Origin of the sequence: Lysobacter sp. 5GHs7-4 (assembly GCF_021284765.1) — a bacterium.
Taxonomy (GTDB): domain Bacteria; phylum Pseudomonadota; class Gammaproteobacteria; order Xanthomonadales; family Xanthomonadaceae; genus Lysobacter.
Window position 1 is genome coordinate 429089 of record NZ_CP089924.1, and the last position, 14878, is coordinate 443966.

The window sequence follows — 14878 nt, forward strand, 5'->3', positions numbered from 1 at the left end:
GAGCCGCGACCGCGGCAATGCGGCTGCGACGAACTTCGCAACGGGCGAATTGCGAGCAACGGCATTAGCGCCTTCGGCGCTGCATCCCCCGACGCATGGCGGACACGGTCGGTATCCGCGCACCATCGCGCGAAGCCAGCGCTAAGCCAGCTCCGCATCCTCACTATCGTGGCGCGCATTGGCCACGATCGCATCGACCTCCACCTCCGGCGACACCTTGCCCGGCCGCTGCTTGGCGACCTTGGCCAACTCGGCCGCGATCGCCGCCGAGGCGTCCTCGGAGGCCTTGCGGAAGCGCTGGCGGTCCGGGCACAGCACCTGCATGTAGTCGGCGTCGAAGTTCAGGCGTTCGACCAGGAAGTCGACGAAGGCGCGCACCTTCGGCGACTGCACCTGGCCGCGCGGGAACACCGCGTTGAAGTCCATCTCCGGCCCGGTCCAACCGGCCAGCACGCGCTGCACGTAGCCCTGCTCGGCGTAGGCCTTGACCGTGACGTCGCTGGCCAGCATCAGGCCTTCGCCGCACAGCAACGCGCCCTTGAGCGCGCCCGGGTCGTTGGCCACCAGCACCGGATCGACGCGGTAGTCGATGCTGCGGTCGCCGTCGCTGAGCGTCCACACGTAGGCGCCGTTGCGCCGCGACTTCTGCATCGCCAGGGTGCGGTGGTGCTGCAGATCGTCCGGATGCAGCGGCTCGCCGTGGCGCGCCAGGTAGTTCGGGCTGGCGTAGACCTGGGTGCGGAACACCGCCAGGCGGCGCGCGATCAGGTTGGAATCGGGCAGTTCCCCCACGCGCAGGGCGACGTCGATTTCCTTGTCGATCAGGTCCAGCGGCTCGTTGGTCAGCAGCATCTCCAGCCGCACTTCCGGATGGCGGGCGTGGAACTCGCCCAGCAACGGCGCGATCCAGGTGATGCCGACCGAATACGGCGCGGTGAAACGCAGCCAGCCGCGCGGACCGCCCTGCAGCTGGCCGACCGCGCTTTCGGCTTCGTCCAGCTCGCGCGCGATGCGCTGGCAGTGTTCGAAGTAGATGTTGCCGGCCTCGGTCAGGCCGAGCTTGCGGGTCGTGCGATGCAGCAGCTGCGCGCCCAGGCGCGTTTCCAGGTCCTGCACCTTGCGGCTGACCGTGGTCTTGGGAAGCCGCAGCGCGCGCGCCGCGGAAATGAAGCTGCCGTGCTCGACCACCTTGACGAAGATCAGGGTGTCGTTGAGATCGCGGGCCATGGGGGACTCCGGATATAGGGATGACGGGAGGGCCGTCTCGGGACTGGCGGGGGAGCCGAGCCGGGCATTAGCCCGATGTCGGGACAATTATTCCCTGAATCAACGGCTAATCAAGTGCCATTCGTGCGCCTAATCTTTGCCGCACACCCGGAACCCCCTGCCGCCGCCATGTTGACCGCCCGCCAAGCCCGCCTCGCCTTCCTGCCGCTGATGATGATAGCGATGTCAGCCTTGATCGTGCTGGCCGCCATTGTCTTCCGCCAGGGCCTGGCCGAAGGCACCGAGGAAGCCTGGATGCTGGCCTGGGTGCTGGCCTTCACGGTCGCGCTGCCGACCGCGATGCTGGTGCTGCCCGCGGTCGGCGCCCTGCTGTCCCGCCACACGCGTCACGAAACCGTCCCGCTGATGGGAGAAAAAATCCCGGGAGCGGGACAATGAAGTCCCCCTTGGTGATCCTGGGCGCTACCGGCGGCGTCGGCCGCGGCGTGGTCCGCGCCGCGGTCAAGGCCGGCTGGCCGGTGATCGCGGTGGCCCGTGGCGGCCGCGAGCTCAAGTTGTTGGCGGCGGCCTACCCCGAGGCCGACCTGACCGTGCTCAGCGGCTCGGTCGCCAGCGACGCCGACGGCGCCAAGCTCGCGCGCGCGCTGCGCAAGCTCGGGCGCCCGCTGGCCGGCGTGGTCGCCGCGGTCTGCGGCAGCAACGAGCGCGGCCGCCTGCTCGATCACCCTGCCGCGTTCCTGCGCCGCAAGCTCGACGAAGACCTGTTGCCGCACCTGGCCGCCGCCCGCCACCTGCTGCCCCTGCTCGCCGAGGGCGACCGCGGCGGCAGCTACGTGCTGATCGGCGGCCCGGGCAGCGAACACCCCTGGGCCGGTTACGGCCACCGTTCGATCGGCGCCGCCGCCCTGCGCATGCTGGCGCGCGTGCTGCACGACGAGGCCCGGCAGATGTCGGTGCGCGTGCAGCTGCTCGCGGTCGACATGCCGGTGCGCACCGAACTCAACGATTGCCACGCCTGCCCGGAATGGCCCAGCGCCCTGTCGATCGGACAGCGCGCGTTGGCCCTGATCGAACAGGCCGAGCTGCGCAGCGAACCGCCGCGCGCCGTCGTCACTTACGCGCGCGCGCCCGGGCCGGGCGCGCTGCCGTCCTACGCGGTCGACCTGTCGGACGACATCGACCGCGAACCCCCGCCGCACGCGGCTACGCCCGCGCGCGCCCAGCCAGCCGCCACGACCACCCAGGCGACGCCCGCCACGTCTACGCAAGATCCGGATAGCCCATCCGACGCCAAGGCGCAACGCTGTCTGCAAGACGCGCGCGCACTGCTGAAAGCGATCACTACTTCGAAAACCAACCAGGAACCCTCCCCACAATGAGCCCCCGCAAAGTCCTCGCCCGCTCCGGCCGCGCCGGCCCCGGGCTCCCCGTACTCGCGCTGGCCGCGAGCGTCGTCATTGCGCTGGCGATGGCCGGCTGCGGCAGTCAGGCCGCCGAAGGCGAAGCCGCCGGCATGCCGCCGCCGGCCGAAGTCAGCGTGGCCCAGGTGCTGAGCAAGCAGGTCCGTCAGTGGGACGAATTCACCGGCCGCGTCGCGGCGGTGGAATCGGTCGAACTGCGCCCGCGCGTCAGCGGCTACGTCGAACGCGTCGCCTATAAGGAAGGCCAGGAGGTCAAGAAGGGCGATCTGCTGTTCGTGATCGACCAGCGCCGCTACCGCGCCGAGCTCAACCGCGCCCAGGCCCAACTGGAACGCGCGCGCGCCGAAGCGCGCCTGGCCCAGACCCAGGACCAGCGCGCCCAGACCCTGGTCGAGGCCAAGGCGATCTCGCGCGAAGAGTTCGAGACCCGCCGCGCCGCGACCACCCAGGGCAACGCCGGCGTGCGCGCCGCCGAAGCCGCGGTGGCCTCGGCCCAGCTCGACCTGACCTTCACCGAAGTGCGCGCGCCGATCAGCGGCCGCGCCGGTCGCGCGCTGATCACCGTCGGCAACCTGGCCCAGGCCGATCAGACCCTGCTGACCACCCTGGTCTCGCAGGATCCGATGTACGTCTACTTCGAAAGCGACGAGCAGACCTACTCGCGCTACAACGATCTGGCCCGCAAGGGCGAGCGCGCCGACAACAAGAACCCGGTCCGCGTCGGCCTGGCCAGCGAAACCGGCTACCCGCACGAAGGCGCGGTCGACTTCACCGACAACCAGGTCGATCCGACCACGGGCACGATCCGCGCCCGCGCGGTGGTGGCCAACCCGGACCGCCAGTTCACGCCGGGCATGTTCGCGCGCATCCAGCTGGAAGGCAGCGGCGACTTCAAGGCCATGCTGATCGACGACAAGGCCGTGCTCACCGACCAGGACCGCAAGTACGTCTACGTGCTGGGCGCCAAGAGCGAGGCGGTGCGCAAGGACGTGGTGCTGGGCCGCATGATCGACGGTCTGCGCGTGGTCCAGTCGGGCCTGGCGCCGAACGACAAGGTGATCGTGCACGGCGTGCAGAAGATCTTCTTCCCCGGCGCGCCGGTGGCTCCGAAGACCATCGCGATGGGCGCGCCGGCGCCGGTGCCGGGCCAGCCCGTCGCCAGCACCGCCGGGGCCAAGTGATCGAAACGACACGCTGAACCCTGGGATCCTCCGAAGGCCCCGATCCGTCATCCCCGCGAAGGCGGGGATCCAGGGCTCTTCGGGCGAGAACGCTCGATGTCGCTCGTTCCGGCTTGCACGGGAACGGGCAACGAACGCCGGGCGCACTCGAAGGTTTCCGCAATCAAGGCCGTCGCCATGGCGACGGCCGGGGACTCATGCGGCTAAGGCCGCACCAAGGAATCCGTTATGGACTTTTCCAAATTTTTCATCGATCGGCCGATCTTCGCCGCCGTGCTGTCGATCGTGATCTTCGCTGCCGGCCTGATCGCGATACCGATCCTGCCGATCAGCGAATATCCCGAAGTCGTACCGCCGTCGGTGATGGTGCGCACGGTGTATCCGGGCGCCAACCCCAAAGTCATCGCCGAAACCGTCGCCACGCCGCTGGAAGAAGCGATCAACGGCGTCGAGGACATGATGTACATCAAGTCGGTCGCCGGTTCCGACGGCGTGCTGGCGATCACCGTCACCTTCCGCCCCGGCACCGACCCCGACGACGCGGCGGTGCGCGTGCAGAACCGCGTCAGCCAGGCGCTGGCGCGTCTGCCCGAGGACGTGCGCCGGCAAGGCGTGACGACCCAGAAGCAGGCGCCGGTGTTCCTGATGGTGGTGCACCTGACCTCGCCCAACGGCAAGTACGACACGCTGTACCTGCGCAACTACGCCCGCCTGCACGTCAAGGATTCCCTGGCGCGCCTGCAGGGCGTGGGCGACGCGCAGATCTTCGGCGGCGGCGACTACGCCATGCGCGTGTGGCTGGACCCGGACAAGATCGCCTCGCGCGGCCTGACCGCCAGCGACGTGCTGCGCGCGATGCGCGAGCAGAACGTGCAGGTCTCGGCCGGCCAGCTCGGCGCCGAGCCCATGCCCAACAGCGACTTCCTGACCCTGATCAACGCCAAGGGCCGTCTGCAGAGCGAGGAAGAGTTCGGCAACATCGTGGTCAAGAGCGGCAGCGATGGCGAAATCGTGCGTCTGTCCGACGTCGCCCGTCTGGAACTGGGCGCCGGCGACTACAGCCTGCGTTCGCAGCTGGACGGCAAGAACGCGGTCGGCATCGGTATCTTCCAGTCGCCGGGCGCCAACGCGCTGGAGATCCAGGAGCAGGTGATCGCGAACATGGATCGCATCGCCAAGAGCTTCCCGGAAGGCATCAAGTACGAAGCCGTCTACGACACCACCATCTTCGTGCGCGACTCGATCAAGGCCGTGGTCACGACCTTGCTTGAGGCGATCGCGCTGGTGGTGCTGGTGGTGATCCTGTTCCTGCAGACCTGGCGCGCCTCGATCATCCCGCTGCTGGCCGTTCCGGTCTCGGTGGTGGGCACCTTCGCCGCGCTGTACCTGCTGGGCTTCTCGATCAACACCCTGACCCTGTTCGGCCTGGTGTTGGCGATCGGCATCGTGGTCGACGACGCGATCGTGGTGGTGGAAAACGTCGAGCGCAACATCGAGGAAGGCCTGACGCCGCTGGCCGCGGCGCACCAGGCGATGAAGGAAGTGTCCGGCCCGATCGTCGCGATCGCGCTGGTGCTGTGCGCGGTGTTCGTGCCGATGGCGTTCCTGTCGGGCGTGACCGGTCAGTTCTACAAGCAGTTCGCGGTGACCATCGCCATCTCGACGGTGATCTCGGCGATCAACTCGCTGACCTTGTCGCCGGCCCTGGCCGCGCGCCTGCTGCGTCCGCACAGCGCGCCCAAGGATGCGCCGACGCGTCTGATCGACCGTCTGTTCGGCTGGCTGTTCCGTCCGTTCAACCGCTTCTTCGCGTCCAGCTCCAACAAGTACCAGGGCGCGGTCAAGCGCACCCTGGGCAAGCGCGGCGCGGTGTTCGTGGTGTACGCGGTGCTGCTGATCGCCACCGGCTTCATGTTCAAGATCGTGCCGGCCGGCTTCATCCCGCTGCAGGACAAGCTGTACCTGATCGCGGCGGTGAAATTGCCGGAAGGCTCGTCGATCGCGCGCACCGACGCCCTGCTGAAGAAGGTGACCGACATCGCCGGCAAGATCGACGGCGTGCAGAACACCATGGCCTTCCCCGGCCTGAACGCGGTGCAGTTCACCAACACGCCCAACACCGGCGTGGCGTTCCTGCCGCTGAAGCCCTTCAGCGAGCGCAGCCGCAGCGCGGTGGAAATCACCGCCGAGCTCAACCAGAAGATCGGCGGCTTCCAGGAGGGCTTCACCTTCGCCCTGATGCCGCCGCCGATCCTCGGCCTGGGCAACGGCGCCGGCTACCAGATGTTCATCGAGGACCGCAGCAACCTGGGTTACGGCGCGCTGCAGAACGCGGTCAGCGCGTTCCAGGGCACGGTGATGCAGACCCCGGGCATGGGCTACGCCAACAGCACCTACCAGGCCAACGTGCCGCAGCTCGACGCCGAAGTCGACCGCGTCAAGGCCAAGGCGCAGGGCGTGCCGCTGACCGAGTTGTTCGACACCTTGCAGACCTACCTGGGCTCGGCCTACGTCAACGACTTCAACCAGTTCGGCCGTACCTGGCAGGTCATCGCCCAGGCCGACGGTTCGTTCCGCGACAGCGTCGAGGACATCGCCAACCTGCGCACCCGCAACGACCGCGGCGAGATGGTGCCGATCGGTTCGATGGTCAGCGTCAAGCAGACTTACGGCCCCGACCCGGTGCTGCGCTACAACGGCTACCCGGCCGCCGACATCGCCGGCGACGTCGATCCGCGCATCATGTCCTCCGCCCAGGCGATGGACGTGGTCAAGGACGTGGCCGCCAAGGTGCTGCCGCACGGCATGGAAATCGAATGGACCGACCTGAGCTACCAGCAGGCCAGCCAGGGCAATGCCGCGCTGATCGTGTTCCCGCTGGCCATCCTGCTCGCGTTCCTGGTGCTGGCCGCGCTGTACGAAAGCTGGACCCTGCCGCTGGCGGTGATCCTGATCGTGCCGATGTGCATGCTGTCGGCGTTGCTGGGCGTGTGGCTGACCGGCGGCGACAACAACGTGTTCGTGCAGGTCGGCCTGGTCGTGCTGATGGGCCTGGCCTGTAAGAACGCGATCTTGATCGTCGAGTTCGCCCGCGAACTGGAACTGCAGGGCAAGGGCATCATCGAGTCGGCGCTGGAAGCCTGCCGCCTGCGTCTGCGCCCGATCGTGATGACCTCGATCGCGTTCATCGCCGGCACCGTGCCGCTGGTGCTCTCGCACGGCGCCGGCGCGGAAATCCGCTCGGTCACCGGCATCACCGTGTTCGCCGGCATGCTCGGCGTGACCTTGTTCGGCCTGTTCCTGACGCCGGTGTTCTACGTCGCCCTGCGCAAGCTGGCCGGCAGCAAGCCGCTGGTGAACCACTCGGCCGACCACGCCGCCGCGCATGCCTGATCGGCGCACGCCCACGATGCAAGGCCTGGCGGTGGAGGGTTCCGCCGCCAGGTCGCCGGACCCGCTGCGGTCCGTCCCCCACGAATCAAGGAAATCTCCCATGGCTAATCCACACGCTTCCAAGATCGCGCTGGTCACCGGCGCCACCCGCGGCATCGGTCTGGAGACCGTGCGCCAGCTCGCCAGCGAAGGCGTGCACGTGCTGCTGGCCGGCCGCGACCGCGGCAAGGCCGTCGAGGCCGCACTGCAGCTGCAGGCCGAAGGCCTGCCGGTGGAAGCCATCGCGCTGGACGTCACCAGCGACAGCTCCATCGCCGCCGCCGCCGAGGAAGTCGCCAGCAAGCACGGCCGCCTCGACATCCTGGTCAATAACGCCGGCGTGTTCCGCGACGACGGCGCGCTCAAGCCTTCGCAGCAGAGCCTGGACGTCTGGCTGGGCACGTTCAACACCAACCTGTTCGGCCTGATCGCCACCACCCAGGCCTTCCTGCCGCTGCTGCACAAGGCGCCGGCCGCGCGCATCGTCAACGTGTCCAGCATTCTGGGCTCGATCGCGCTGCACCAGGACCCGGCCTCTCCGATCTACCACTACAAGGTGCCGGCCTACAACGTCTCCAAGACCGCGGTGAACGCGTGGACCGCGCACCTGGCCTACGAGCTGCGCGAGACCCCGCACAAGGTCAACACCATCCACCCCGGATCGGTGCTCACCGACATGAACGCGCAGGGCGATCTCAGCGTCGCCGAGGGCGCGCGCACCAGCGTGCGTCTGGCCCTGATCGACGATGCCGGCCCCAACGGCGGCTACTTCCACTTCGAGGAATCCCTGCCATGGTGATCCGTACCCTGGTACTCGGCGTCGCCGCCGCGCTGTTGAGCGCGTGCGCGGTCGGCCCCGACTACGTGCGCCCGACCCTGGCCACGCCGGACGCGTTCGCGCACGCCGGCGAAACCGCCGCCGTCGCGAACGCGGCCACCGAAACCGCGAGCCCGCAAGCCGACGTCGAATTCTGGCGCGGCTTCAACGACGCCATGCTGACCCAACTGGTCGAGGACGCGCTGTCGGCCAACCACGATCTGCGCATCGCGCTGTCGCGCTACGACCGCGCCAATGCCCTGCTGCGCGGCGCCAAGTTCGACCGCTTCCCGACCCTGACCGCCAGCGCCAACGCGCAGGACGCGCGTTCCAGCAGCGACCAGCTGCCGGGCGTGGCCCGCGAAGCGCGCGACAACGAAAGCTACAGCGCCGGCGTCAACGCCAGCTGGGAACTGGACGTGTGGGGCCGCGTGCGCCGCAACGTCGAGGCTCAGCGCGCCGATACCTGGGCCAGCGCGGCCGATCTGCAGGCGCTGCAGGTGACGATCGTCGGCGAGGTCGCCAGCGGTTACGTCGAACTGCGCGGCCTGCAGGAACGCCTGCGCGTGGCGCGCGAGAACGCCGACAACCAGCGCGAGACCCTGCGCCTGGTCGACGCGCGCTTCAGCGCCGGCCGCGGCACCGAGTTCGACACCTCGCGCGCGCGCGCGCAGCTCGAAGCCACGCTGTCGCGGGTGCCGGCGCTGGAGGCCCAGGTCGCCGTCGCCATGCACCGCCTGGCGGTGCTGACCGGTCGCACGCCCGACGCCCTGATCGCCCAGCTCGAACCGCAGCAGCCGCTGCCGGCCCTGCCGGCGCTGCTGGACGCGGGCACGCCCGGCGATCTGCTGCGCCGCCGCCCCGACGTCGCCGCCGCCGAGCACCGCCTGCACGCGTCCACCGCGCGCATCGGCGTGGCCACCGCCGATCTGTTCCCGCGCTTCACCCTGGGCGGGCTGATCGGCAGCCAGGCGATCGACAGCAGCGCCCTGTTCGAGCGCGCCAGCGAGACCCGTCTGGTCGCGCTGGGCATCGACTGGTCGTTCCTGGACATCGGCCGCGTGCGCGCGCGCATCGCCGCCAGCGATGCCGACGCCGCCGGCGAACTCGCGCGCTACCAGCAGACCGTGCTGCTGGCGCTGGAAGACGCCGAGAACGCCCTGGTGCGTTACGGGCGCGCGCGCATCGAAGACGGCCATCTGGAACGCGCCGCGGTCGACAGCGCCAAGGCGGCGCAGCTGGCGCGCGTGCGTTACGAGGCCGGTGCGGCCGACCTGTTCGAAGTGCTGGACGCCGAGCGCACCCGTCTGCAGGCGCAGGACGCCTTTGCCGACGGCCGCACCCGCAGCGTCACCGGCGCGGTCGCGCTGTACAAGGCCCTGGCCGGCGGCTGGTCCTCGCGCGTTCCGCTGCGCGAAGACGTGGCCTCGCGCTGAGGTCCGCTGGTTTGCAGGTGTTTTGCGGCGGTCGGCCCGGCCGTCGCACGGCCCGCCTCCTGGTGGCGGGCCGGTTTTACCCACGGCGCGCGGATGAGGACTCGCTCCGAATCCACGCGAGCGGCCGGGCCGCAGCGCGGGATCGTTCCGCGTTCGCGGCGCCGGCCTGATCCGGATGTGTCGATCGCTTTCGACTCCATGGTTTTCGATCGGTGGAACCTCGTCCCGGGTGCGGTGCCGACCGTCAGTTCGGCCCCGCATCGCTGAGGTTCCACCTCTTTCCCGCCGGCGGGTCGGCGGGCGGCGCAGGTCCCTCCCCCTCGCATGCGCCGCTCACGTCCCGTCGGTTTTCTTTTTTCCCCGCGCGCGCAGGCGATAGACTTTCCGCCACGATAACGGCGGGAACGCGAACGCATGCGCAGCACCTGGAGCCTGGCGGGATACGCGCTGCTGATCGCGCTGGCCGGCCTGTTCTGTCCGCCGGGCCATGCGCAGACCCTGAGCGTCGAATGGCTGCGCGTAGAAGGCCCGCAACCGTCGTCGCTGGACACGCCGCCGCCGCCGCCGCAGGCCGCCGTGGCCGCGCGCTGGAGCGGCGACCGCAACGGCGCGCCCATTCGCCTGGACCTGCCACGGCAGTCCGGCGGTCATTGGCTGCGCCTGAGCGTCGATCGCGACATCGCCGCCGATGAAGAGCTGGTGATCTCGATCGGCGGCGCGCGCGCGTTCGGCGCGCTGGCCTACTACCCGCCCGGCGCCACGCGCGCGGTCTTGGTCAGCTCTCTGGACAACGACGGCACCATGCTGCTGCAGCAGGGCTGGGAGCTGCCGTTGCGGCAGGGCTTCAAGCGCGGCGACATCGCGTACGTGCGGATACAGGGCCGGATTTCCAGCGCGCTGAGCATCGACTTCACCACCCGCGCCGAGGTGGCGCGCCAGCGCCTGAGCAACCGCCGCTTCACCATCGCGGCCTACTCGGCGCTGCTGCTGATGACGCTGTTCATCGCCGGACTGTGGGCGGTCAATCGCGAAGCGGTGTACCTGTACTACTGCGGCTACTTGATCTGCATCTCCGCCTACATGCTGGTGATGTCGGGCTGGGTCGGCGTGCCCGAGCACTGGATGAGCGAGCCGGCGCGCGTCAACGGCGTGCCTTGGGCCGCGGCGACTCTGGCCACCGTTTTCCAGATCGGCTTCACCCTGCGCTTCCTCGATTTGCCGCGCTGGCTGCCGCGGACCGCCAAGATCCTGCGCGCGATCATGTGGCTGAATCTGCTGTGGCTGCTGGTGCTGGCGGCGGCGTTCGAGCGCATCTACGTCTACTGGTACATCGGCGGCAATCTGCTGTTGCTGGCCGCGATTCCGCTGCTGATCTATGCGGCCGTGGTGGCCTTGCGGCGCGGCGCCGAATTCGCCGGCTACTACCTGCTGGGCTGGACGCCGCTGATGGCCTTCGCCGGCATGCTCGCGGCCAAGACCCTGGGTTGGGGCTCGGTCGAATGGACCGAATACGGCTTGATTCTGGCCGTGGTGCTGGAGTCGGGCGTGTTGGTCATGGCGCTGACCCAGCGTGCCGCGCGGCACCACCGGCATCGCATGCTGCGCCGCGAGCCGGCCTAACCCCCGAATTCGGCCGCGGCCGTTAGACTGAAGGGACACGAAGGAACGGTAACGGGGCATGCGCAAGGTGTGGGCGGCACGATGGCTCGCGTTGGCGATCGCGTTGCTGAGCGCGTTCGCCGCGCCCGCGCAGACGCTGACGGTCGAACGCCTGGACGCGGATGGCCGCAGCTGGGCGCGTCCGGACGAAGCCGCCGCCGCCCAACGCTGGACCGCCGCGGCCCCCGCCGCGCCGGTACGCATCGTGCTGGCGCGCCGCGACCCGGGGCATTGGCTGCGTATCAGGATCGATCGCGACCTCGACGCGGCCAACCCGCACGTGATCGTGATGCGCAGCGCGCGCGCCTACGGCTTCATCGGTTACTACCCGCCCGGTTCGGCGCAGATATCGCTGGTGGGCTACGCGCGCGAGGACGGCCCCAAGCTGCTGCGGCGCGGCTGGGCGCTGCCGCTGGAAGCGCGCTGGCGCGCGGGCGATGCGGCCTACGCACGCATCGCCACGCGCTTCGACACCACCGTCGACGTCAGCGTGGCCAGTCGCGACGTGCTGATGCGGGAGCTGGAAAGCGACCGCCGCTTCGCCATCGTCGTGTATGCGCTGATGCTGGTGATGACCCTGGTGGTCGGTCGCTTCTGGCTGGTGTCGCGCGATCCGGTGTACCTGTACTACTGCGCCTACATGACCTGCCTGTCGGTGTACCTGCTGATGATGACGGCCTGGGTCAAGGTGCCGGCCGAGTGGTTCGGCTCGGCGATGCAGCGCGACGGCGTGCCGTGGTTCGTCGCCACGCTGACCACCATGTGCCAGCTCGCCTTCACCGTGCGCTTCCTCGACCTGCCGCGCCTGGTGTCGCGCGCGGCGACGGCCTTGCGCGCGATCGTATGGGCCAACGCGATCGCGCTGGCGGTGTTGGCGCTGGCCTTCGACTACGTTTACCAATACTGGTTCATGGCCGGCAACGGCCTGTTGCTGCTGGCCATTCCGATCATCGTCTACGCCGCGATCGCGGCCTGGCGGCGCGGCGCCGAGTACGCCGGCTATTACCTGGTCGGCTGGACGCCGCTGATGCTGTTCGCCGGCCTGCTGGCGGCCAAGACCTTCGGCTTCGGCAACTCCCTGCTGACCGAGCGCGGGCTGTTGCTGGCGGTGGTGATGGAGACCGGCGTGCTGATGATCGCGCTGACCCAGCGCGCGGCGCACCGCCAGCGGCGTGCGCAGGCCGGGCCGTCGGCGGACCGTCCGGTGCGCTGACCCGCGAACGCGCGGTACGGCCGAGCGCGCGCGTAGGCGCTAGACTCCGCCCATGCTGCTGGGGAACCCTGGGATGCGCGCGATCTGGAGAGCCGCCGGACTGGTGCTGGCGTTGGCGTTCGCCTGCGCGCTCAGCGCGCCGGCCGCGGCGCAGGCGCTGAAGGCCGAGCTGCTGCTGACCGAGGGCGAGCTGGACGGTCCGCCGTCGTCGGCGCCGGTGAGCGCGCGCTCGCTCGCGCAGGGCCCGGACGATCTGGTCTACCTGACCATGCCGCGGCGCGACGCCGGCTATTGGATCCGCCTGACCACCGACCGCGACATCGCCGCCAGCGAAAGCCGCCTGCTGGTGCTGCGCGGCGCGCGTGCGCGCGGACCGGTCACCTACTACCCGCCGGGCGCGCCGCCGCGCATCGTCAACGACGCCGAGAACGGCGGCCCGGTGCTGCTGCGCCGCGGCTGGGTGCTGCCGCTACCCAACGGCTGGACCCGCGGCGACGTCGCCTACCTGCGCGTGGGCGGCAACACCGCCGAGGCGCTGAGCCTGCGGCTGGCGACCGTGCCCGAACTGGCGCGCCAGGAGCGCGGCGATTCGCGCTTCATGGTCGCCGCCTTCACCGCGATGATGCTGATGGCGGTGGCGATGGTGGCGATCTGGTACGCCTTCCGCGACCTGGTCTACCTGGCCTACGGCGCCTACCTGGCCTGCGCGGCGGTCTATCTGCTGCTGGTGTCCGGCGACGCGGCCGAGATGTGGGGCCTGTCGGGTCTGGCCAACGGCCGGCTGACCGTAACCTGGACCCTGGCGACGCTGGCGACGATCTTCCAGCTGGGTTTCAGCCTGCGCTTCCTGGAGCTGCCGCGGTTGCTGCCGCGCCTGGCGCTGCTGGTGCGCACGGTGCAGTGGGCCAACATCGCCTGGCTGGCGGTGCTGATCGTGCTGCGCGAGCGCGTGCACGGCTTTTGGTACATCGGCGGCAACGCCCTGCTGCTGGTCGGCATTCCGTTGATGTTCTCCGCCGCGGTCATGGCCTGGCGGCGCGGCGCGCCCTACGCCGGCTACTACCTGTTGGGCTGGACGCCGCTGCTGCTGTTCGTGGGCGTGCTGGCGGCCTATCCGTTCGGCGTCGGCCGCGCCGAATGGGCCGACCGCGGCCTGGCGCTGGCGGCGGTGCTGGAATCGGGCGTGCTGGCGCTGGCGCTGAGCCAGCACGCGGCCAACCGCCATCGCCTGACCCTGCTGGCGCGCCAGTCCGGCGACCGCGATCCACTCACCGGCACCCTCAACGCCTCGGCGCTGCGTCTGCTGCTGGAAACCTGGTCGGCGCCGGGCAGCCTGGGTCTGAAGCACCACGGCCTGCTGCTGCTGGACCTGGACGGCTTCGGCGAGATCAACGCCCGCTACGGCCGCACCGTCGGCGACGCCCTGTTGCAGCAGGCGCTGGCGCGCATCCGCGGGGTGCTGCGCCCGGACGACACCATCGCGCGCATGGACGGCGACAGTTTCGCGGTGGTGGCCGAATGCGAGCGCGTGGATTGCGAGCTGCTGGGCCGGCGCCTGGCCGACGCCTTCAGCCAGCGCCCGTTCCGCATCGACGGCCACGAGATCGCGGTCAGCGCCAGCGTCGGCCTGGCGATGGCGCAGCGCGGCGAGCCGGTGCAGAGCCTGCTGGACCGCGCCGAACACGCCCTGCTCGGCGCGCGCAGCGCCGGCCGCAACACCGTCGGCGTGGCGCCGGCCGCGCCCGCGCAGACGCTGGCAGCGGCGCCGGAACCGCAGCCGGGCTGACGCCGCGCGGTCGGCGGAACGCTGTGTGTTTCCGATGCCCGAGCGCAGTGGAGTAGGATGCCCATCCCCCATTGCTGAGGCTGCGTCATGGCCGACGACAAGAACAAGCCGTCCCGCGAACAGGCCGAGTCGGCCGTGCGCACGCTGTTGGCCTGGGCCGGCGAAGACCCCGCCCGCGAGGGCCTGCTGGACACGCCCAAGCGCGTGGTCGAGGCCTACGGCGACTGGTTCAGCGGCTACGACGACGATCCGCGCGAGTATCTGGCGCGCACCTTCGAGGAAGTGGCCGGCTACGACGAACTGATCGTGTTGCGCGACATCGAGTTCGAAAGCCACTGCGAGCACCACATGGCGCCGATCATCGGCAAGGCCCATGTCGGCTACCTGCCCAACGGCAAGGTCGTGGGCATCAGCAAGCTCGCGCGCGTGGTCGAGACCTATGCGCGCCGCTTCCAGGTGCAGGAAAAGATGACCGCGCAGATCGCGCAGTCGATCCAGGACGTGCTGCAGCCGTTGGGCGTGGGCGTGGTGATCGAGGGCGCGCACGAGTGCATGACCACGCGCGGCGTGCACAAGCGCGGCGTCAGCATGATCACCTCGAAGATGCTCGGCACCTTCCGCGAGGACGCGCGCACGCGCGCGGAGTTCCTGCGGTTTATCGACGTGGGTCCGGGGCGCTAAGAGCGGGCGGAGCAAATCCCCCTAG

At 69.8% G+C, this 14878-nt stretch carries 11 protein-coding genes; 10 read left to right on the top strand and 1 reads right to left on the bottom strand.

What is annotated here, in order from left to right:
• Positions 1–141: 141 nt before the first annotated feature.
• Entirely contained in the window at positions 142–1227 is a 1086-nt protein-coding gene (locus LVB77_RS01835; RefSeq protein WP_232908523.1) for a LysR family transcriptional regulator, read from the bottom strand.
• A gap of 168 nt (positions 1228–1395) precedes the next feature.
• Between LVB77_RS01835 and LVB77_RS01840 the strand changes: the two genes are divergently transcribed.
• The 10 genes from LVB77_RS01840 to folE all read left to right on the top strand — a co-directional run bounded on the left by LVB77_RS01840 (position 1396) and on the right by folE (position 14853).
• Entirely contained in the window at positions 1396–1665 is a 270-nt protein-coding gene (locus LVB77_RS01840) for a DUF2798 domain-containing protein (RefSeq protein ID WP_232908524.1), read from the top strand.
• Positions 1662–2606: an SDR family oxidoreductase gene (locus LVB77_RS01845; protein WP_232908525.1), complete on the top strand. Its 945-nt coding sequence runs from the start codon at positions 1662–1664 to the stop codon at positions 2604–2606. Before LVB77_RS01840 ends, LVB77_RS01845 begins: the two co-directional genes overlap by 4 nt.
• Positions 2603–3829: an efflux RND transporter periplasmic adaptor subunit gene (locus LVB77_RS01850; RefSeq protein WP_232908526.1), complete on the top strand. Its 1227-nt coding sequence runs from the start codon at positions 2603–2605 to the stop codon at positions 3827–3829. Before LVB77_RS01845 ends, LVB77_RS01850 begins: the two co-directional genes overlap by 4 nt.
• 228 nt (positions 3830–4057) lie before the next feature.
• Positions 4058–7222 (top strand): multidrug efflux RND transporter permease subunit, encoded by a 3165-nt coding sequence (locus tag LVB77_RS01855; RefSeq protein WP_232908527.1) that lies wholly within the window; start codon positions 4058–4060, stop codon positions 7220–7222.
• Between the two features lie 100 nt (positions 7223–7322).
• On the top strand, positions 7323–8060 hold the full coding sequence (locus LVB77_RS01860; protein WP_232908528.1) for an SDR family oxidoreductase: 738 nt from the start codon (positions 7323–7325) through the stop codon (positions 8058–8060).
• Positions 8054–9514 carry an efflux transporter outer membrane subunit gene (locus tag LVB77_RS01865; protein ID WP_232908529.1) on the top strand — a complete coding sequence of 487 codons (1461 nt, stop codon included), beginning with the start codon at positions 8054–8056 and terminating at the stop codon, positions 9512–9514. The genes LVB77_RS01860 and LVB77_RS01865 overlap by 7 nt, the downstream gene beginning before the upstream one ends.
• A 414-nt stretch (positions 9515–9928) precedes the next feature.
• Positions 9929–11134 carry a 7TM-DISM domain-containing protein gene (locus LVB77_RS01870; RefSeq protein WP_232908530.1) on the top strand — a complete coding sequence of 402 codons (1206 nt, stop codon included), beginning with the start codon at positions 9929–9931 and terminating at the stop codon, positions 11132–11134.
• Between the two features lie 58 nt (positions 11135–11192).
• Positions 11193–12386, top strand: coding sequence for a 7TM-DISM domain-containing protein (locus LVB77_RS01875; RefSeq protein WP_232908531.1), 1194 nt, complete (start codon positions 11193–11195; stop codon positions 12384–12386).
• A 52-nt stretch (positions 12387–12438) separates the two neighbouring features.
• Positions 12439–14172, top strand: a complete 1734-nt coding sequence (locus LVB77_RS01880; protein WP_232908532.1) for a diguanylate cyclase — start codon at positions 12439–12441, stop codon at positions 14170–14172.
• Positions 14173–14259: 87 nt separating this feature from the next.
• A complete protein-coding gene (folE, locus tag LVB77_RS01885) occupies positions 14260–14853 on the top strand; it encodes a GTP cyclohydrolase I FolE (protein ID WP_232908533.1) in 594 nt (197 codons plus the stop codon).
• The last annotated feature ends 25 nt before the right edge of the window (positions 14854–14878 follow it).

What these genes read in the sequence shown, in the direction of transcription:
- LVB77_RS01835 (WP_232908523.1), bottom strand. Translation starts at nt 1,227, where the DNA reads ATGGCCCGCGATCTCAACGACACCCTGATCTTCGTCAAGGTGGTCGAG.
- LVB77_RS01840 (WP_232908524.1), top strand. Translation starts at nt 1,396, where the DNA reads ATGTTGACCGCCCGCCAAGCCCGCCTCGCCTTCCTGCCGCTGATGATG.
- LVB77_RS01845 (WP_232908525.1), top strand. Translation starts at nt 1,662, where the DNA reads ATGAAGTCCCCCTTGGTGATCCTGGGCGCTACCGGCGGCGTCGGCCGC.
- LVB77_RS01850 (WP_232908526.1), top strand. Translation starts at nt 2,603, where the DNA reads ATGAGCCCCCGCAAAGTCCTCGCCCGCTCCGGCCGCGCCGGCCCCGGG.
- LVB77_RS01855 (WP_232908527.1), top strand. Translation starts at nt 4,058, where the DNA reads ATGGACTTTTCCAAATTTTTCATCGATCGGCCGATCTTCGCCGCCGTG.
- LVB77_RS01860 (WP_232908528.1), top strand. Translation starts at nt 7,323, where the DNA reads ATGGCTAATCCACACGCTTCCAAGATCGCGCTGGTCACCGGCGCCACC.
- LVB77_RS01865 (WP_232908529.1), top strand. Translation starts at nt 8,054, where the DNA reads ATGGTGATCCGTACCCTGGTACTCGGCGTCGCCGCCGCGCTGTTGAGC.
- LVB77_RS01870 (WP_232908530.1), top strand. Translation starts at nt 9,929, where the DNA reads ATGCGCAGCACCTGGAGCCTGGCGGGATACGCGCTGCTGATCGCGCTG.
- LVB77_RS01875 (WP_232908531.1), top strand. Translation starts at nt 11,193, where the DNA reads ATGCGCAAGGTGTGGGCGGCACGATGGCTCGCGTTGGCGATCGCGTTG.
- LVB77_RS01880 (WP_232908532.1), top strand. Translation starts at nt 12,439, where the DNA reads ATGCTGCTGGGGAACCCTGGGATGCGCGCGATCTGGAGAGCCGCCGGA.
- folE (WP_232908533.1), top strand. Translation starts at nt 14,260, where the DNA reads ATGGCCGACGACAAGAACAAGCCGTCCCGCGAACAGGCCGAGTCGGCC.